16 protein-coding genes are annotated in these 18,737 nt (G+C 67.9%); 12 read left to right on the forward strand and 4 right to left on the reverse strand.

What is annotated here, in order from left to right; translation table 11 throughout:
- The first annotated feature begins 21 nt into the window (after positions 1-21).
- Positions 22-3,630 (forward strand): chromosome segregation protein SMC, encoded by a 3,609-nt coding sequence (gene smc / locus OG326_RS12375; RefSeq protein ID WP_327144776.1) that lies wholly within the window; start codon positions 22-24, stop codon positions 3,628-3,630.
- 202 nt (positions 3,631-3,832) lie between these two features.
- Entirely contained in the window at positions 3,833-4,486 is a 654-nt protein-coding gene (locus OG326_RS12380; RefSeq protein WP_327144777.1) for an HAD family acid phosphatase, read from the forward strand.
- A 1-nt stretch (position 4,487) separates the two neighbouring features.
- On the opposite strand, the gene OG326_RS12385 is transcribed toward OG326_RS12380, so the two are convergent.
- Positions 4,488-5,399, reverse strand: coding sequence for an NmrA/HSCARG family protein (locus tag OG326_RS12385; RefSeq protein ID WP_327144778.1), 912 nt, complete (start codon positions 5,397-5,399; stop codon positions 4,488-4,490).
- Between the two features lie 106 nt (positions 5,400-5,505).
- Here OG326_RS12385 and OG326_RS12390 point away from each other — a divergent pair, with 106 nt between their 5' ends.
- Both OG326_RS12390 and OG326_RS12395 read left to right on the forward strand, forming a co-directional pair.
- The gene (locus tag OG326_RS12390; protein WP_327144779.1) at positions 5,506-6,423 is read left to right on the forward strand and encodes a TetR/AcrR family transcriptional regulator; all 918 of its coding nucleotides are present in this window, start codon (positions 5,506-5,508) and stop codon (positions 6,421-6,423) included.
- 10 nt (positions 6,424-6,433) lie between these two features.
- Positions 6,434-6,796, forward strand: a complete 363-nt coding sequence (locus tag OG326_RS12395) for a cupin domain-containing protein (RefSeq protein ID WP_327144780.1) — start codon at positions 6,434-6,436, stop codon at positions 6,794-6,796.
- A gap of 181 nt (positions 6,797-6,977) precedes the next feature.
- Here OG326_RS12395 and OG326_RS12400 read toward each other — a convergent pair whose 3' ends face one another.
- Positions 6,978-8,018, reverse strand: a complete 1,041-nt coding sequence (locus tag OG326_RS12400) for an alpha/beta hydrolase (RefSeq protein WP_327144781.1) — start codon at positions 8,016-8,018, stop codon at positions 6,978-6,980.
- 200 nt (positions 8,019-8,218) lie between these two features.
- Between OG326_RS12400 and OG326_RS12405 the strand changes: the two genes are divergently transcribed.
- The gene (locus OG326_RS12405) at positions 8,219-9,187 is read left to right on the forward strand and encodes a LacI family DNA-binding transcriptional regulator (protein WP_327144782.1); all 969 of its coding nucleotides are present in this window, start codon (positions 8,219-8,221) and stop codon (positions 9,185-9,187) included.
- Positions 9,188-9,344: 157 nt separating this feature from the next.
- Positions 9,345-9,698, forward strand: a complete 354-nt coding sequence (locus OG326_RS12410) for a hypothetical protein (RefSeq protein WP_327144783.1) — start codon at positions 9,345-9,347, stop codon at positions 9,696-9,698.
- 34 nt (positions 9,699-9,732) lie between these two features.
- Here OG326_RS12410 and OG326_RS12415 read toward each other — a convergent pair whose 3' ends face one another.
- On the reverse strand, positions 9,733-10,314 hold the full coding sequence (locus OG326_RS12415; protein ID WP_327144784.1) for a TetR/AcrR family transcriptional regulator: 582 nt from the start codon (positions 10,312-10,314) through the stop codon (positions 9,733-9,735).
- Positions 10,315-10,403: 89 nt separating this feature from the next.
- Between OG326_RS12415 and OG326_RS12420 the strand changes: the two genes are divergently transcribed.
- Positions 10,404-11,510 carry an FAD-dependent monooxygenase gene (locus tag OG326_RS12420; protein WP_327144785.1) on the forward strand — a complete coding sequence of 369 codons (1,107 nt, stop codon included), beginning with the start codon at positions 10,404-10,406 and terminating at the stop codon, positions 11,508-11,510.
- Between the two features lie 12 nt (positions 11,511-11,522).
- On the opposite strand, the gene OG326_RS12425 is transcribed toward OG326_RS12420, so the two are convergent.
- Positions 11,523-11,912, reverse strand: a complete 390-nt coding sequence (locus tag OG326_RS12425) for a DUF2237 family protein (protein WP_327144786.1) — start codon at positions 11,910-11,912, stop codon at positions 11,523-11,525.
- A gap of 214 nt (positions 11,913-12,126) precedes the next feature.
- On the opposite strand from OG326_RS12425, the gene ftsY reads away from it, so the two are divergent.
- From ftsY to OG326_RS12450, 5 genes are all read left to right on the forward strand, one after another.
- Positions 12,127-13,644: a signal recognition particle-docking protein FtsY gene (ftsY, locus tag OG326_RS12430; RefSeq protein ID WP_327144787.1), complete on the forward strand. Its 1,518-nt coding sequence runs from the start codon at positions 12,127-12,129 to the stop codon at positions 13,642-13,644.
- Between the two features lie 263 nt (positions 13,645-13,907).
- Positions 13,908-15,266 carry an ammonium transporter gene (locus OG326_RS12435; RefSeq protein WP_327146452.1) on the forward strand — a complete coding sequence of 453 codons (1,359 nt, stop codon included), beginning with the start codon at positions 13,908-13,910 and terminating at the stop codon, positions 15,264-15,266.
- Between the two features lie 5 nt (positions 15,267-15,271).
- A complete protein-coding gene (locus tag OG326_RS12440; protein ID WP_297628039.1) occupies positions 15,272-15,610 on the forward strand; it encodes a P-II family nitrogen regulator in 339 nt (112 codons plus the stop codon).
- Between the two features lie 128 nt (positions 15,611-15,738).
- Complete coding sequence (locus OG326_RS12445) at positions 15,739-18,222, forward strand: [protein-PII] uridylyltransferase (RefSeq protein ID WP_442790949.1); 2,484 nt, start codon at positions 15,739-15,741, stop codon at positions 18,220-18,222.
- 156 nt (positions 18,223-18,378) lie between these two features.
- Positions 18,379-18,693: a hypothetical protein gene (locus OG326_RS12450; protein WP_327144789.1), complete on the forward strand. Its 315-nt coding sequence runs from the start codon at positions 18,379-18,381 to the stop codon at positions 18,691-18,693.
- Positions 18,694-18,737 lie beyond the last annotated feature (44 nt).

The following is an 18,737-nucleotide window of genomic DNA, read 5'->3' on the forward strand; positions in this document are numbered from 1 at the left end:
GAGCGGGTAACCTGAGCGGCTGTGCATCTGAAGAGTCTGACGCTGAAGGGATTCAAGTCCTTCGCGTCCGCGACGACGCTGCGGTTCGAGCCCGGCATCACCTGTGTGGTGGGGCCGAACGGTTCCGGCAAGTCGAACGTCGTCGACGCGCTCACCTGGGTAATGGGGGAACAGGGCGCGAAAGCGCTGCGTGGCGGGAAGATGGAGGACGTCATCTTCGCGGGCACCTCCGGCCGCGCCGCGCTCGGCCGCGCCGAGGTCACCCTCACCATCGACAATTCCGACGGCGTGCTGCCGATCGAGTACTCCGAGGTCTCCATTACCCGGCGCATGTTCCGCGACGGGGCCGGTGAGTACGAGATCAATGGCAGCTCCTGCCGCCTGATGGATGTGCAGGAACTGCTCAGCGACTCCGGTATCGGCAGAGAAATGCACGTGATCGTGGGTCAGGGCCGGCTCTCGGCCATCCTCGAGTCGCGACCGGAGGACCGGCGGGCCTTCATCGAGGAGGCGGCGGGCGTGCTCAAGCACCGCCGGCGCAAGGAGAAGGCCGTCCGCAAGCTCGACGCAATGCAGTCGAATCTGGCCCGGCTCAATGACCTCACCACCGAACTGCGCCGCCAGCTCAAGCCGCTCGGGCGGCAGGCCGAGGTGGCCCGGCGCGCCGCCACCGTGCAGTCCGAACTGCGCGATTCCCGCCTGCGGCTGGCCGCCGATGATCTGGTGAGCCGCCGCGGCGAGCTGGAGAGCCAGCAGAGTAAGGAGTCGTACGCGCGCGAGCAGCAGGTCAATGTGCATGCCGAGCTGGATGCCGCCAATGCCGCGCTGGCACAGCAGGAATTCGAACTGTCCCGGCTCACCCCGAGTGCGGAGGCCGCGGCGCAGACCTGGTTCCAGCTCTCGGCGCTGACCGAACGTGTCAACGCCACTATCCGGATCGCCCGCGATCGCGCGCGCAATCTGACCATCGAACAGCCCACCGGCGCCGGTCGCGACCCGGAGCAACTGGAGCGCGAAGCCGAGCGGGTCGAAGCCGAAGAGGCGGAACTTCTCGAAGCGGTCGAAATGGCCACCGCCACTCTGGAAGCCGCACGCGATCAGCTCTACGACCGCGAACAAGCTGCCAAGGCCGCTGAACAGGCGCACCTGGCCGCGGTGCGTGCCATCGCCGACCGCCGCGAGGGTCTCGCCAGGCTATCGGGCCAGGTAGACACGCTGCGCTCGCGGGCACAGTCGGTGGATGGCGAGATCACCCGCATCTCGGCCTCCATTGCCGAGGCCCGGGAGCGCGGTGCGACCGCCGATACCGAATTCGAAGCGGTACAGGAGGAATTGAACGAGCTCGACGCGGGCGAGGCGGGCCTCGACGCCCAGTACGAGCACGCCGCCGAGGCACTGCACAGCGCCGATGAGCGCGTCACCGAACTGCGCGAGAAGGATCGCGAAGCCGGTAAGCGCGTCGCCTCGCTGGGCGCGCGCATCGAGGCGCTCACCATGGGCCTGGCGCGGCGCGACGGCGCGGCCTGGCTGCTCGAACATCGCAGTGACGGGCTGCTGGGCCCGCTGTCCGGGCTCATTCGGGTGCACGGCGGGTTCGAGGCCGCGGTGGCCGCGGCGCTCGGGCCGCTCGCCGATGCGGTGGCCGCCGATACCGGGCCGTCCGCGCACGCCGCCGTGCGCGCGCTCAAGGAAGCCGACGGCGGGCGGGTCGCACTGGTGTATGCCGGTGCCGCACAGCCGAATACGCGCACCGGGGGAGAGCTACCGGGTGCGGCGCGCTGGCTCGCCGACGTTGTCGACTGCCCCGATCATCTGCGCGGCGCGATCACCGCGCTCACCACCGGCATTGCCGTCGCCGACGGTCTCGATGCCGCCGCGCAGGTCATCGCGGCCCGCCCGGAATTGCGCGTGGTCACCCGCGAGGGCGATCTCACCGGCGCCGGCTGGGTCCTCGGCGGCTCCGATCGCGCCCCGAGCCAGCTCGAGGTGCAGGCCGAGATCGACTCCGCCGGAATCGAACTCGCCGATTGGCAGCGGCAGGCCGAGACCCTCGAGGCCGCGCTCGCGGGCGCGCTCGCCGAACAGGCCGACCGCCGCGAAGCCGTCGATCACGCACTGCTGGCCCTGCACGAATCCGATCAGTCGCTGGTCGCCATCTACGACCGGCTCGGACGGCTCGGTCAGACCGCCCGCAATGCCCAGCGGGAATGCGAACGACTGCTCGCACAGCGCGCCGAGACCGAGACCGGGCGCGAGGAGACCCTCACCAAGCTCGCCGAGCTGGAGGACCGGCTGCGGCACGTCGAAGACGAACAGTCCGGCATCGGCTCGGAATCCGAGAGCACCGAGACCGCGGGATACGCCCGCGAACAGGCCGCCGCGGCGCTCGCCGAATCCCGCTCCATGGAGGTCGAGGCGCGGCTCACCGTGCGCACCGCCGAGGAACGCGCGGAATCGGTGCGCGGTAAGGCCGACGGTCTGCGCCGCACCGCCCGCGCCGAACGCGAGAACCGGGCCCGCGCCGAACGCCAGCACGCCGCGCGCCGGCAGGCCTCCGCGGTCGCCGCGGTGGTGGCCGAATCCGCCGAGAAGGTCGCCGCCGAACTGGAGAAGGTGGTCGCGCAGGCCGCCGTCCGCCGGGACGAATTGGTGCGCCGCCGTACCGAATTCGCGGCGCAGGTGGATCAGACCAAGGAGCGCGCCCGCGCGCTGAATACGGCACTGGCCCAGCTCACCGATGCCGTGCACCGCGACGAGGTCGCCCGCGCACAGGCCGCACTGCGCATCGAACAGCTCGAAACCAATATCTCCGAACAGTTCGGGCTCGCGCTCGAGGATCTGATCAACGAGTACGGCCCGGACACGCTCATGCCGCCGACCGCGCTGGAGCTGATGGAGTACGAGCAGGCCAGGGAGCGCGGCGAACAGGTCACCGAACCGCAGCCCATGCCGTACGACCGCGCCACCCAGGAGCGCCGGGCCAAGCGGGCCGAGAAGGATCTCACGACGCTCGGCAAGGTCAATCCCCTTGCGCTGGAAGAGTTCGCGGCGCTCGAGGAACGCTACAACTTCCTGGCCACCCAGCTCGAGGATGTCAAGAAGGCGCGACAGGATCTGCTCGATGTGGTCACCGAGGTGGACGCCCGCATTCTGCAGGTGTTCACCGAGGCCTGGGAGGACGTCGAGCGCGAATTCGTCGGCGTCTTCAGCAAGCTGTTCCCGGGCGGGGAGGGGCGGCTGCTGCTCACCGACCCCAGCGACATGCTCTCCACCGGAGTCGAAGTGGAGGCGCGCCCGCCGGGCAAGAAGGTCAAGCGGCTGTCGCTGCTCTCCGGCGGTGAGAAGTCGCTGACGGCGGTGGCTCTGTTGGTGGCCATCTTCCGGGCCCGCCCCTCCCCGTTCTATGTCATGGACGAGGTCGAGGCGGCCCTGGACGACACCAACCTGCGCCGCCTGATCGGGCTGTTCGAGCAGTTGCGGGAGAAGAGCCAGCTCATCGTCATCACCCACCAGAAGCCGACCATGGAGATCGCCGATGCGCTGTACGGCGTCAGCATGCGCGGCGACGGCATCACCCAGGTGATCTCGCAGCGCCTGCGCGGGGAGAATCTGGTCGGCGCGACGACGTAATCGGGCGGTCCGGTCACCGCGCGGCTACTCGGCTCCCGAGTGCCTCGAGGGGCCGGTGGCGGACGTATCGTCGTCGCTGTCCGCCGCATCTTCGCCGCTGTCCGCGATGCCCGGCGGGCGGATCCCGGTGACCGGGATTCCTTTGTGCGACAGTGTGAAACGGCTGCGCGTCGCACAATACGGCCGCTAGCGTCCCGTGCTCATGAGACGTTCTATCGCAGGTATTGCTCTCGGTGTTGCTGTCACTGTCGCCGTCCCGCTGCCCGCCGCGCTGGCGGACAGCGGGTCCTCGTCGCTGTCGGGAGGGACCGGATCCTCCTCGCTGTCCGGGGGTGGCTCCGGCTCCGGTGGCGGCGGCAGTCTGCCCAGTGAATCCCAGTGGATTTCCGATGTCACCACGGTCATCAACTCCGCACAGTCCTATCTCACCACCGCGCTGCCCGGCGCGACCAAGCCGGCCATCGTCCTCGATATCGACAATACGAGCCTGGAGACCCAGTACAGCCCGGGTCTGATCACGCCCGCCATCCCGCCCGTGCTGGCGCTCACGCAGTGGGCGAAACAGCAAGGCGCCGCGATCATTTTCGTGACCGGCCGCCCGTCGCTGCTGAACATCTACACCCAGCTCAATCTGTCCGCCGTCGGATACACCGTGGACGGGCTGTACGGCGGCGGACTCACCACCGGCTCCAGCGGTGCGGGTGCGCTCGCCGACTACAAGACGGCGACCCGCATCTCCATCGAGCAGCAGGGGTACACCATTGTCGCGAATATCGGCAACAGCGCTTCAGATCTGTCGGGCGGGCACGCCCAGCAGACCTTCAAACTGCCCGATTACAATGGCGCACTTTCCTGATTCAGCCGGCCAGTAGCGGCTTCAGCTGGGCCGCACCGGTTTCGGCGAGCCAGGTATCGAAAGTGCGCAGACCCGAATGGATTTCGCGAAGGGCGGGGATATCGGCATGCCAGCCCCCGCCCTCTCGTGACATCCGCCAGACATTGACGATCGAGTTGCCGAGCGTGCTCGCCTCCGCCTCCGAGACTTCCTCGTAGCGCACCGGGTGGCCGGTGACCTCACTGATCGTCGCGGCCGCCGCCACCATGGTGCGCGCGTCACCGGCCAGCTCGATCACATGTCCGTGGAAACGCCCGGGATCGGTGAAGGCGAGGACCGCGAAGTCCGCGATATCATCCAGCGCGATCATCTGGATCGGACGGTCGGCGGGGAACAGGTGCCGGTGCACGCCGTGGTGGATACCGTCCACCACCAGGCCGCGCGCCAGGTAGTTCTCCATGAACCGGACCGGGCGCAGGATGGTCCAGTGCAGGCCGCTGTGCTGGACGGCCTCCTCGATGCGCCGTTTGCCATTGGCGCCCCACGAATCCTCCTGATCGAACGAGGCGATACCCGTGAAGACGAGGTGCTCGACGCCGGCGGTGCGGGCGGCCGCGACCAGATCCAGACCGCGGCGCGCCTCCAGTTCGATATTCCAGCCGTCGGGCCCGAATACCGCGGGCGGCACCAGGAAAACCGCACGCGCGCCGGACATCGCGGCGGCTACGGACTGCGAATCGTCGAAGTCACCACGTGCCAGTTCCGCGCCCGCCGCGGCAAGTTCCTGTGCCGCAGGCGATTCCGGATTCCGTACCAGTGCGCGTACCGGACGGCCAGCGGCCAGGAGGCGGCGCGCGGTCGCGCCGCCCTGCTGTCCGGTCGCGCCGGTGACCAGAACCAGATCATTGCGAGGCCCAGCATTGTGAACAGACATTGTCACCCTTGTCGTTTCGGTAGTATTCGGGTCGGACAACCCGAATACCGAAGCTACGAGCAGGCGTATCCGGTTGGCCAGCACCGGAAAGGAACGCCGTAACGAAATGACCGCAGCAACCCCGGTCCGCTCCGGACCCAATGCCCGCGCCGATGCCCGCCGCAATCGCGCCCTCGTACTGGCGGCCGCGCAGCGGGCCTTCGTCGAGTTCGGCACCGAGGTGTCGCTGGCGGAGATCGCGCGCCGCGCCGGGGTCGGCGCGGGCACCGTGCACCGGCATTTCCCCAGCAAAAACCATCTGCTGGAGGCGGTGATGCAATTGCGGATCGACCGTCTCACCGCCCTCGCGCTGGGATATCGGGACGCACCCGATGCCGGAGCCGCCTACTTCGCCTTCTGCGCCGAGGTGGTGACCTCCACCATCGGAAACGGTGCGCTCTGCGAACTCTTCGACAATGACGGCTGGCCGCGCGACGGCCTGCGCGAGGCGGGGGAGCGCTTCCACCTGGCGCTGGGGCAATTGCTCGCCGCCGCACAGCGGCAGCATGCGGTGCGCGGCGACCTCACGGTGCCCGATGTGCTGGCCCTGTTCACCGGATGTGTTGCCATCCAGCGCATATCGACGGCCCAGCCCGGTCTCGCCCGGCCCGCGGCGCTCGTGCTGGAGGCCATGCGCGCGACCACCCCGGAGCGGCGCGTAACGAAACCCCGAAATCCCGCCGCTGCCCGTGACGAAAACGCCCCGCGTAACGTAACCGCGCTCTGCCCGGTCTGCGCCACCCCCCTGCGCCCCACCGGCACCGGCCGCCCGGCCCGGTACTGCTCACCCGCCTGCCGCCAGAAGGCCCACCGCCGCCGCCATTCCGTCGCCGCCGCCGGAACAGCAGCAGATGCGGTCGCCGGGGCCGCCATCGGCACTGCCGCCATCGCCGATACCGGCGGCACGACGGCCATCGCCGCTGCGGGCGCTACCGCGATTGCTGTCGGAGCGACCGTTGCCCCCGGGCGCCACACGGCCAATTAGGCTGGCGGACATGGCAGAACAGAGCGACGGCCGAACCCTACCGGCGACGGTGACGCGCACGATCGAGCTGGATGTGCGGTTCCCGCAGCCGAAACTCACAGAGCGAGTGGAGGTTCGCCGCATTCGCATGTCCGCCGGCACCCTCGCGGGACTACACGTCCACAATGGCCCGGTATTCGGCAGCATTGTTACCGGAACCGTCCTCTTCCAACTGGAGGGCGAGCCCGAAACCGTCCTCGGCCCCGGCGACGTCTTCTACGAGCCCGAAACCGCGCGCATCGCCCGCTTCGATGCGGGCGACACCGACGTCGAATTCCTCGGCTACTTCCTCCTGGCGGCAGATCAGCAGCCCGAACTCGAATTCCCGGAGTAGCAGGCTTGATTCGCCTCGGCATCGCTCTTGTCGAATGTCCCGGCCGCTCTCACCGCCCGGCGGCTGAATTCCACGATCGCATCGTCTGCTGCCGCGTGGTTCGTGGCAGTGAAAGCGACTGTGCCGGAGCATCTTTCGATGAGATCTGTGAACTATGCAGGAGTCGCATGCCGGTTCGCGGTCACGGGGTCGCGCCCATCGCCGCCATCGCCTGCGGCAGGAAGGCCCGCAGGGCGTCGAAATCGTAGAAGCGGTTGAGGTCGTCGGGGCCGGGGTGGGTGCCGTGGTGGAATTCGGTGGTGACCGGGACGTCGTGCTGGTTCAGTGCGGCGACGAAGTCGTCGGTGAGGTGCCGGATGAGCACCTCGAGCACGGCGAAACGGGCTTCGGTGGAGGCGTCGTCGTGCACGCCGGGGAGGCCGTCGCCCGCGGTGACGTACAGGGATGTGCCGCGCAGCCGGTCGGCCAGATCCGTGGGATTGTGGGCTGCCCAGTTCGCGGCCTGCGCCGTTCGGTCGCCCCAGATGCACGGATCGGCGGCGTCGAGCAGCAGCGGCACCGTGGCGGACAGGCCGTCGATATTCACCGCGCCGGAAAGCGATGCGGCCGCGTCGAATACGCCGGGATTGCGGGCCGCATAGGACATTGCGCCGAAGCTGCCCATGGAACTGCCCGCGACCGCGCGGTGCCCGGTGGTGCGGAAGGTGGCGTCCACCCAGGGCAGCAGTTCGCGGAGGTGGAAGGTCTCCCACGCCGGGGGCGGGAACGGCACCGGCCCGTTCAAGGGATCCGATCCGCTCACCGGAGTGCCGTACCAGTCGCTGTAGAAGCCGCCCGGTCCGCCTTCGGGCTGCACGACGATCACGGGCGTGTCCCCGATGACCTGCTCGACCTCGGCGGCGGGCCAGGTGGTCGGTGAGTTGTTGGCTCCGTGCAGGTGCATCAGCACGGGATAGCGGGCGGTTCCGGTCTCGTATCCGCTGGGCAGTGTGACCCGGACGCGGACGAGCCCGTCCGGCGCGATATCGCCGACCGCGGCCGACCGGAACGTGTAGAGCGTGGTGCGCGAATCCACCGGGGTGCCCGACACGGGGACGAGTCCGGCCATCGGCGCCGAGGTTCTCGGCCGGCACTGCGGTGCGTCCTGTGCGGTCGCGGGCCCCGCACTGAGCAGTCCGGACAGCAGCACCGGGGCGATGATCGCGGTCCAGCGGCGCCTCATCGGGTCCGCCCGGACTGGCTACCGCGCGAGCAGGCGCTGGCGGATGTGGCGGCCTCGGTGCCGACTTCATCGTCGATCATGGCGTCTCCGTGCTGTTCATATACGCTAATTCGTATTAGTTACCCGACGATAGTGAGGGCGGCCACAGAACGCAATAGACTGCGGGCAGGTGACGAGGAGTGAGGTGCAGCGTGGCGCGGGTGACAGCGCGGGACGTCGCGCAAGCGGCGGGCGTTTCGCAGACGACGGTGAGCTTCGTGCTCAATGATCGTGCCGACCAGACGATTTCGGAGAGCACCCGGCTGGCGGTCCTGAACGCGGCCCGCAGGCTCGACTACGTTCCCTCCGGCGCGGCACGGAATCTGCGCCGCGGACGCAGCAATGTCGTGCTGTGCGTGATTCCTGACATTCCCGTCACCGAGGTCATGGAGGTATTCCGCCGCGGACTGAGCCGTGTGCTCGAGGCGTCCGGATTGACGTGCGTATTCCTGCACACCGAGGACGGCACGCAACTCACCGGCCTGTGGTCGCACGTCGACCCGGTTGTAGTGCTGTCCTTCGGCGCTCTCGGCCGGGCCGACGCCGAGCACATTCGGCGGACCGGCGTCGCCCTCATCGATGACCTGCTCGGCACCTCCGGGAAGGCTCTGACCGGCCTGGATCAGACGCAGATCGGCACGCTGCAGGTGCAGCACCTCGTGGCGCGCGGGCACACCCGCATCGGGTTCGGCGCAGTCGGCGATCCCCGCGAAGCCGCCTTCTGCGCGCCGCGCCTGCGAGGTGCGCAGGAGGCGTGCAGTGGCCTCGGGCTGCTCCCGCCGGTCGTGTTGCCGGTCGAATACACCCGGGCGAGCGGTCTCGCTGCCGCGCGCCACTGGGCTGATCAGCAGGTCACCGCCGTCGCCGCTTTCAACGACCTCGTCGGGTTGACCCTGTTGGCCGGTGCGCGCGATGCCGGCCTCGAAGTGCCCGCAGACCTGGCGGTTGTCGGCGTGGACGACCTCCCCATTGCGGCGCTGGTCTCCCCGCAGCTGTCGACGGTGGCGATCGACCCGCTCGTCCTGGCCACCGCACTCGCTGGTCACATTGTCGCCGCCGCCGGAATGCCCGAATCTCCCACCGAGTCAAGTGGATCCGCGCTGCGGCTCATCGAACGGGAGTCGACCTGACCGATCGACTGCGGTCCGCGGAGAACCCCATATCGCGTGCATCCACTGCGCGAACACCCCGATACGGTGTAACTTTCTGCCCCACTGGGTTCCGTTAACGTCCGAGGTCAGGCGCTCGGCTCGACTTGAATTCCGGTCGAATGGGAGATCTCGCGCCATGCTCGGAATCAGGCAACACACGCTTCGAATCATCAGCAGTTGGACTCTGGCACTGCTGATCTCGGCCACCCTGGCGCTCAGCGCCGTACTGGCCGCAGCCGGTCCGTCCGGTGCCGCGACGGGCGGGGTCCCGTCGATCACATCGCGGATCGAGTCGGCGTCGGCGCCCGGGCCGACTATGCCCGCGCCCGCCCGTCGCAGCCACGGGCACACGCACCACCACTTCTTCGGCTCGACGAATTCCCACTCCGGCGTGGGTGGAGCCATCGCAATCGTGGTCCTGCTTCTCATTGCCGGCGTCATCGGCGCAATCGTCTTCGTGATCATCCGGATTCGCCGCCGGCGGCGCTGACCGACTCCTGACCACCGGCGGCCGTCCACTCCCGCTATGAATGCTGTTGTGGCCGTAGGCCGTCGATCATGATCCTCATGACGCGGTCGACCGCGTCGGTGTAGGACTCGTCGCCGCGGGTGTAGACCTGCACGGTCATCAGCAGGGCGATGTCCTCGGGGCCGATATCGGCGCGGAGGTCGCCGTCGGCTTGGGCCTGGGCCGTCATTCGGGTGACCAGATCGACTGCGGCGGCGCGGACTCCGGTCAGGCGCGGGTCGACGTGCATGGCCTGGTGGGTGGCGGGGCCGACCGCGGCGGCCTGTGCGCCCAATTGCATTTCGGCGCATTCGCGGAGGAAGCGGCACATGCCGAGCCAGGCGGTGTGCTCCTCACGCCAGGCGGCGGTGGCCAGCTCCGCCAGGCGCTCCAGATGGGCGCGCGCGGTGGCGATCAGGAGGGCGTCCCGGTCGGGGAAGCGCCGGTAGAGCGTGCCGACTCCGACGCCGGCGTGGTCGGCGATGTCCTTCATCGGAACCTCGGTGCCGCGTTCGCGGAAGACGTCCAGCGCGGCATTCAGGATCTGGTCGCGATTGCTCCGCGCGTCCGCCCGCAACTGCTCGGCCGTGATACCCACCTCCAATAAGTGGACGAAATGCTTCCGGTTAGCCTAACATGAAGATAAGTGGACGAAATTCGTCCAGTTAGAACATTGGGGTGATGGTCATGAGCGCAAAAGTCCTGATTTCCGGAGCCGGTGTCGGCGGCTCGACCCTGGCTCACTGGCTCGGCCGCAGTGGGTTCGAGGTGACGGTGGTCGAGCGCGCCGCCGGGCAGCGGTCCAGTGGTAACCCCGTCGATGTGCGCGGCGCCGCGGCGGATGTGGTGGCCGACATGGGCGTACTGCCGGAATTGCGCAAGGCGGCAACGAATGTCGCGCGCATCAGTTTCGTCGACGCGAACGGCCGTCGCCGAGTCTCGATGCCCACCAAGAACTCCGGCGTCTCCGCCGACCGGGATATCGAGCTGGCCCGCGCCGACCTCGCCCGCATCCTCCTCGACGCGGCGCGCGAGCATGCCGAAATGCGCTGGGGCGACACCATCACCGGACTCACGCCGCGGGATTCCGGTGTCGCGGTGACCTTCGAGAACAGTGCGCCGCAGACCTTCGACTATGTGGTCGGCGCGGACGGGCTGCACTCGAATGTGCGCAGGCTCGCCTTCGGCCCGGAGTCGCAGTTCGTGCGGCATATGGGCATCTACGTCGCCACGCTTCCGGTGGACCGGGTGTACGGCGATGCGGACGAGGTCGTCATGTACAACATGCCCGGGCGCTCGATCTCGGTGCATCCGGCGGGTGGAAAGCCGCTCGCGGCCTTCATGTTCCGCAGTCCTGTCGTGCCCGGCTTCGACTATCGCGATATCGAGCAGCATCGGCGGTTACTGCTGGAGACCTTCGACGGACCGGCCGGAATCTTCGGTGATCTCTTCGATCAGGTGCGCGCGGCCGACGACCTCTACTTCGATGCCGTCAGCCGAGTCGACCTGCCCCGCTGGTCGAAGGGCCGCATCACGCTGCTCGGCGATTCCGCCTCCAGCGTCTCACTTTTCGGTGACGGTTCCAGTCTCGCCATCGCGGCGGGGCACACCCTCGCCGAGGAATTGGGCCGCACTCCAGGCGAACCGGACATCGCGCTGCGCCGCTACGAACAGCGGCACCGCCGGGTGGCGGGCCCCAAGCAGCGCGGCGCCCGCGCCGCCGGGGCTCTCATCGTGCCCGGCAGCCGGCTGGCAATCCTGCTGCGCGACACCGCCGCCCGGTTCGTGCGCTGAGCGCGGCCCGGATCAGAGCAGATCGCTGACATCGTCCGGAACGTCCACGGCGTATTTGCGGAGAGTTTCCATGGGGACCACTTCGAGCGCGTTCTCATGGGTGGCGGCCAGCACCACCGGCGCCGCCACTCCGTCCTCGTGGGCGTGCAGCCAGCGCACCGCCACCACACACCAGCGGTCACCGGGTTGCAGGCCGGGGAAGTTGTTCTCCGGCCGCGGAGTGAGAAGGTCGTTGCCGATCGACTTCTGGTGCTCCAGGAATTCTGCGGTCACCACGGTGCACACGGTGTGGCTACCAAGGTCTTCGGGACCGGTGCTGCAGCAGCCGTCCCGGTAGAAGCCGGTGAGAGGATCGGTGCCACACTCCTCCAGCGATCCCCCAAGCACATTTCGATCGGTCACGCCGCCGATCCTATTGTCTCGGTGTCTCATTCGCCGCTCCTTCCGCACTGTGGTGCGTTCTTGAACAGACCGGTCGGTCGCAACCAGGGCCGAGGGCAGCCATTTCGGCGTGTTCATAGCCGGTATGCATCGATATGTGCTAGGCGACACTGCTCCCAACTCGTGGGTAGGTGTGTGAAACCGGCAATAGCCGGGCCTCTGAAAGGATGGGGGTGTGACTGCACAAGCTTGGATCCTCATTGCCGCCATCGCCGCGGTCCTGCTGGTGGCGTTCGTTTCCGGATTCGTCCTGTACAAGCGCCGCCGCATCTCTCTGACCCCGGCCGCCGAAGAGACGCAGGCGGAACTCACCGACCGGTCGGGAGGGTATGCGGCATCGGGAGGATTCAACTTCAGTCAGGGCGGCGGCACAGCCACGCTGCCCAAGCCCGAACCGGAGCCGGTGCGCATCGAGCGCACCGATACCGATGGGCAGCCGCAGATCGGCGACGATGCGGCGGTTCCCCGGGATTCGGGCAAGCGCACCATCCAGGACATCCCGCTGCCCGCGCCGGTTCAGGGACCGGAGCTCGCGCCGGAGGCTCCTGCCGAGGAGCAGGCCGCCGAGGCGGTAGCGCCTGCCGACGCCGAGACGGTCGAGCCGACCGCAGCTCCCGTCGAAGCCGAAGCCGAAGCGCCGGTCGAAGCCGCAGCCCCCGAGATCATCGAGCCGGCCGCGCCAGCCGAGACCGCTGTCGACACCGCCCCTGTCGCAGCCGACACGGCCACCCCGGCCGCGCCCGAACTCGATATCGACTTCATCCCCGAAATCGACCCCACCGCAGGCCGTCTCACCCGCCTGCGCGGCCGTCTCGCCCGCTCCCAGAACGCTGTCGGCAAATCCCTGCTCGGCCTGCTCGGCGGCGGCGATCTCGATGAGGACTCCTGGGAGGAGATCGAGGACACCCTGGTCATGGCCGATCTGGGCACCGCCGTCACCGCCACCATCGTCGCGCGGTTGCGCGAGGAGATGGCCGCGCGGACCGTGCGTACCGCCGACGAGGCGCGCGCCGTGCTCCGCGAGGTGCTGATCGAGGCCCTGTGCCCGGAACTGGACCGCTCGATTCGCGCCCTACCGCATGCCGATCACCCGGCCGTGCTGCTGGTCGTGGGCGTGAACGGCACCGGAAAGACCACCACCACAGGCAAACTCGCGCGCGTCCTGGTGGCCGACGGCCGCCGCGTCCTGCTCGGCGCCGCGGACACCTTCCGCGCCGCCGCCGCCGATCAGCTGCAAACCTGGGGCGAACGGGTCGGCGCGGACACCGTGCGCGGCAAGGAGGCCGCGGATCCGGCCTCGGTCGCCTTCGACGCCGTCAGCGTCGGGATCGAGCGTGGCGTGGATGTGGTGCTCATCGATACCGCCGGCCGCCTGCACACCAAAACCGGCCTGATGGACGAGCTGGACAAGGTCAAGCGGGTCGTGGAGAAGCGGGCCAAGGTCGACGAGGTGCTGCTGGTGCTCGATGCCACGGTGGGTCAGAACGGGCTCACGCAGGCCCGGGTTTTCGCGGAGGTCGTCGATATCACCGGCGTCGCGCTGACGAAGCTGGACGGTACTGCCAAGGGCGGCATCGTTTTCCAGGTGCAGCACGAGCTCGGCGTACCGGTGAAACTGGTCGGTTTGGGAGAGGGAGCGGACGATCTCGCACCCTTCGAACCGGGCGCCTTCGTGGACGCTTTGCTCGGCTGAGCAGCACCGAACTGGGCGAACCACGCGAATCACCACAAGCCTCACGTCCCATGCGTAACAGCGGTGCGATTTCGGAAACCTGACCGAAACAGTGCAATCTCATCCGTTCACCTACGCGAAACGCCGCAGGATCACGTCGGAAACACCACTTGCGCAACCTTCATGTCAGGCTCGTTCGCCGGTTGCGGCAGAGCCCGAGATGAGGAGGAACGAAGGTGGCTTATCCCTTGCTCGGTGTGCCGGACACCGGCGACACCGCATGGATGTTGGCTAGCTCCGCGCTAGTGCTGTTGATGACGCCTGGACTGGCGTTCTTCTACGGCGGCATGGTCCGTGGCAAGAACGTCCTGAACATGATCATGATGAGTATCAGCGCGATGGGCCTCATCGGCGTGCTCTGGGTGATCTACGGATTCTCGGTCGGCTTCGCGAACGACAAGTTCGGCGGTCTGATCGGTGACCCCGGCCAGTTCTTCGGTCTGAAGGGCCTGATCGGCAGCAATGGCGCGGCGGCAGTCGCAGCCGACGCGGCGAACGGGGTGACGGCCGCCGATGCGGTGAAGATCCCGCTCGCCGGAACTATCCCGATGACCGTGTTCGTCGCTTTCCAGCTGATGTTCGCGATCATCACCGTCGCCCTGATTTCGGGCGCCGTCGCCGACCGCCTGAAGTTCGGCGCCTGGCTGCTGTTCGCCGGCGTCTGGGCAACGGTCGTGTACTTCCCGGTCGCGCACTGGGTCTTCGACGCGGACGTGAAGGACGCCGCGGGCAATGTGATCCACCACGGTGGCTGGCTGATCAACAAAGTGCAGGCCATCGACTTCGCGGGTGGTACCGCGGTCCACATCAACGCCGGTGCGGCAGGCCTCGCGCTCTGCATCGTGCTCGGTAAGCGCAAGGGTTGGCCGACCACCCCGATGCGCCCGCACAACCTGACCATGGTCATGCTCGGCGCCGGTCTGCTGTGGTTCGGCTGGTACGGCTTCAACGCCGGTTCGGCTGTCAGCTCGAACGGTCTCGCCGGCTCGACCTTCATGACCACCAGCATCGCCACCTGTGCCGCCATGCTCGCCTGGCTGCTCGTGGAGAAGATCCGCGACGGCAAGCCCACCACCCTCGGTGCCGCTTCGGGCATCGTGGCCGGTCTGGTCGCCATCACCCCGTCCTGCTCCTCGGTCAACGTGCTCGGCGCGCTGGCTGTCGGCGCCGTGGCCGGTATCGCCTGCGCCCTGGCCGTCGGCCTGAAGTTCAAGCTCGGCTTCGACGATTCGCTCGATGTCGTCGGCGTCCACCTCGTCGGTGGTGTCATCGGCACCCTGATGATCGGTTTCTTCCTGGCTCCCGAGTCCGGCGCCTCGCAGGGCCTGGGCGGCGCCAAGGGCATCTTCTACGGTGGCGGTTTCGATCAGCTCGGCAAGCAGGCCATCGGCGCCTTCTCGGTGCTGGCCTTCTCCTTCATCGTCTCGCTGATTCTCGCGTACGCCATCAAGTTCACCATCGGCCTGCGCGTCGACGAAGAAGCCGAGTTTGTGGGCTTGGACGAGTCGGAGCACGCTGAATCGGCATACGATTTCGCTGCTGTGGGTGGCACGGCACGTTCCACCGCCGTCAAGGAGGCATGACGCAAATGAAACTGATCACTGCAATCGTCAAACCGTTCACGCTCGAGGATGTCAAGACCGGGCTGGAGCAGGCAGGCGTGCTCGGTATGACTGTCAGCGAAGTGCAGGGCTACGGTCGTCAGAAGGGCCACACCGAGGTCTACCGCGGTGCGGAGTACTCCGTCGACTTCGTCCCGAAGGTCCGGGTCGAGGTAGTCGTGGACGATGCCTCCGTCGAGAAGGTCGTCGAGGTCATCGTCGAGGCCGCCCGCACCGGCAAGATCGGTGACGGCAAGGTCTGGGTCACCCCGGTCGAGGCCATCATCCGGGTTCGCACCGGTGAGCGCGGGTCCGACGCTCTCTAGCACTACAGGGATCGAGCGAGCGGCGGCCCCGCTCCCCGCCGGATGAGGACCGGAGGGGACGGGGCCGTCGCCGTGTTCGGGCAGAGTTGAAAGTTCCGGGCCGCAGCCGGAATGACGAACTGAATGAGATGGGTGGTGGGTTTGTGGGATTCCAGCAGGCACGCGACGAGAAGGGCTCCGAGGAGACGATCTCCAACGGCGCTTCGGATCTGGTCCGGGCTCGAAACCAACTGCTCGCCGAGCACCCCGGCGGCCGCACGGCCCGCCTGGAACCCGAGGCGCTGCGCCAGGCGCTGGTGGATCTCTACGAATTATGGCTGACGACAAAGGGACACGAGGTCGGCATCACCGCCGACAGCGGTCTGGCGATCGTCGCGGTGGGCGGTCTGGGACGCCGGGAAATGCTCCCGTACTCGGATCTGGATCTGGTACTGCTCTACGACGATGTCGATCCGGCGCGGGTCGCCGAGGTCGCCGATCAACTCTGGTATCCGCTGTGGGACGCGCACATCAAGCTCGACCACAGCGTGCGCACGGTGCCGCAGGCGCTGCGCGTGGCCGCGGACGATCTGACCGCCGCGCTCGGCATGCTGGAGGCCCGCCATATCGTCGGCGACGAAGGCCTGAGCAATCTGCTGATCAGCGGCGTGCGGCGGGACTGGCGCTCGGGGGTGCGCTCCCGGTTCGACGGGCTCATCGCACAGGCCGAAACCCGTTGGCGCCGTAGCGGAGAGATCGCGCATCGGGCCGAACCCGATCTGAAGAACGGCCGCGGCGGACTGCGGGACATCCAGCTGCTGGACGCCCTCGCCATCGCACAGCTGACCGATGCCATGCCGGGGCTCGGTCCGGATGTGCCCGGCGGCGGGCTGAAGCAGGCGCACCGCCGGCTGCTGGACGTTCGCACCGAACTGCACCGGGTCGCCGGTCGCGCCCGCGACCAATTGCGCGCACAGGACGCCGATGAGATCGGCGCCGCGCTGCGCATCGGCGACCGCTTCGATCTGGCCCGCACGCTCAGCGATGCGGCCCGGACCGTCAGCTATTCGACCGATGTCGGATTGCGGACTGCCGCAAACGCCCTGCCGCGCCGCGGACTCGCCCGCCTGCGCCGCATGCCGGTGCGCCGACCGCTCGATGAGGGGGTGGTCGAGCACTCCGGCGAGGTGGTGCTGGCGCGTGATGCGCGGCCGCAGCGGGATCCCGGTTTGATACTGCGGGTGGCCGCGGCCTCCGCGCAGTCCGGATTGCCCATGTCCGCAACCACGTTGAACCGTCTCTCCGAGGATGCGCCCGAGCTACGCGAGCCGTGGCCCAAGGAGGCGCTCAACGATCTGCTGGTACTGCTGGGTGCGGGCCGCGGCACTATCGACGCCATCGAGGCCCTCGACCGAACCGGTTTGTGGGGCAGGCTCTTTCCGGAGTGGGGCGTGGTGCGGGATCTGCCGCCGCGCGATGCCATGCACACCTGGACCGTCGACCGTCACCTCATGGAGGCCGTCGCGCAGGCCGGTGCGCTCTCCACCCGCGTGGCCCGCCCGGACCTGCTGCTCATCGGTGCGCTGCTGCACGATATCGGCAAGGGGCGCACGGAGGATCACAGTGTGGTCGGCGCGGAGCTGGCCACCTCCATCGGCCGCCGGCTCGGACTGTGGCCCTCGGATGTGCGCACGCTCTCGGCCATGGTGCGCCAGCACCTGCTGCTGCCCGATACCGCGACCCGCCGCGACATCTCCGACCCGGACACCGTGAAGGCGGTGGTCGAGGCGCTGGACGGCGATCCGCTGCTGCTGGAACTGCTGCACGCGCTGGCCGAGGCCGATTCGCTGGCGACCGGCCCGGGCGTCTGGAACGACTGGAAGGCCTCGCTCATCGGCGATCTGGTGCGCCGCTGCCGGTTGTCCATGGCGGGGGAGGAGCTGCCGCAGCCCGAGCCGATACCGGACGATCTGCGCGCTCGCGCCGAAAACGGCGGTGTGCACGTGGAATTGAAGCCCGGCGACGGCCGCTACACCCATATCGTCACCGTGGTCGCGCCGGACACCGCGGGCCTGCTCTCGGATGCGGCCGGAATCCTGGCCCTGCATTCGCTGCGGGTGCTCTCGGCCGAACTGGTGAGCGTCGGCGCTTCGGCGATCGACACGTTTGTGGTCGCACCGCGTTTCGGTGATCCGCCGGATCCGGGTCTGCTGCGCCAGGAATTGATCAGGGCGATAAACGGAGATCTGGACTTGGTTTCGGTGCTCGCACGCAAGGAACGGGAAGCCGGGGGCACCCAGCGAAGTCCGTTCGCACAGGCGGAGCCGCGCGTGATTTGGGTGGATACGGCAGAACCGGGACGGGTGCTCCTGGAATTGCGCGCGGAGGATCGTATCGGTTTACTGAGTCGTTTGGCAGCCGCTTTCGCGGAATGCGATGTAAATGTGTCGTGGGCGAAGGTTGTCACCCTCGGTGCGGCGGTGGTGGACTCGTTCTACCTGGATCTCGGCGCCTCCGACACGCCGGAACGCCGCGCGGAAATCGAAGCGGCGGTACTTTCCGTGGTGCCTCCGCAACAACCGAAGAAAACGCCCGAATCAGACACTGAAATAGGATCAACCTCGGGTTTCTGACCATTCGCCAGGTTGCTTGATTAACTGGCAAACCGTACGTTTGCCAGTTAATCCGATCGTTGCACGTAATTTGCTGAAATACCGATCTGGCGGTCCGCGTTCCCCCCTAATATCGCCCTCAACCAATGGTGTCGCGCGTATGAGGGGAGCTGGTCGGTGGCAATTGAAGTTGTTTCGGCGTCGATGATGACGAGCGATATGACCCCGCATATAGCGCGCTGCGTAGGCGGTGATCGCTGGGTGGTTTCCTGGCTGCCCGGTCGCACCCTCTCCGGTCAGCAGGCGGTGACGGCCATGACCATTGCCGGGACGGTGACCATGCCCCCGGTGACAGACTCCGAATGGATCACGCTCGACGGCCTCGCCCTCGAACTCGGGCTCACCGCGCGCGAGGCGGTCGGCATGGTCGCGAGTGAGCCGCACGCCCTCCGGCGCCCCTCCACGAAGCCGCGCCCGCGCAGTCTCGAATAGCCTGGAATAACAGCTCACCGCGGATCCCACTACCCTGGTATCTC

The sequence above is a fragment of the Nocardia sp. NBC_01327 genome, from assembly GCF_035958815.1.
Classification (GTDB): domain Bacteria; phylum Actinomycetota; class Actinomycetes; order Mycobacteriales; family Mycobacteriaceae; genus Nocardia.

Bases quoted from the DNA above. Each gene is read 5' to 3' on its own strand.
- OG326_RS12390 (WP_327144779.1), top strand. From the start codon at position 5,506: ATGACCGCAGCAACCCCGGTCCGCTCCGGACCCAATGCCCGCGCCGAT.
- OG326_RS12410 (WP_327144783.1), top strand. From the start codon at position 9,345: ATGCTCGGAATCAGGCAACACACGCTTCGAATCATCAGCAGTTGGACT.
- OG326_RS12445 (WP_442790949.1), top strand. From the start codon at position 15,739: ATGGGTGGTGGGTTTGTGGGATTCCAGCAGGCACGCGACGAGAAGGGC.
- OG326_RS12395 (WP_327144780.1), top strand. From the start codon at position 6,434: ATGGCAGAACAGAGCGACGGCCGAACCCTACCGGCGACGGTGACGCGC.
- OG326_RS12420 (WP_327144785.1), top strand. From the start codon at position 10,404: ATGAGCGCAAAAGTCCTGATTTCCGGAGCCGGTGTCGGCGGCTCGACC.
- OG326_RS12380 (WP_327144777.1), top strand. From the start codon at position 3,833: ATGAGACGTTCTATCGCAGGTATTGCTCTCGGTGTTGCTGTCACTGTC.
- OG326_RS12435 (WP_327146452.1), top strand. From the start codon at position 13,908: ATGTTGGCTAGCTCCGCGCTAGTGCTGTTGATGACGCCTGGACTGGCG.
- OG326_RS12440 (WP_297628039.1), top strand. From the start codon at position 15,272: ATGAAACTGATCACTGCAATCGTCAAACCGTTCACGCTCGAGGATGTC.
- OG326_RS12400 (WP_327144781.1), bottom strand. From the start codon at position 8,018: ATGAGGCGCCGCTGGACCGCGATCATCGCCCCGGTGCTGCTGTCCGGA.
- OG326_RS12385 (WP_327144778.1), bottom strand. From the start codon at position 5,399: ATGTCTGTTCACAATGCTGGGCCTCGCAATGATCTGGTTCTGGTCACC.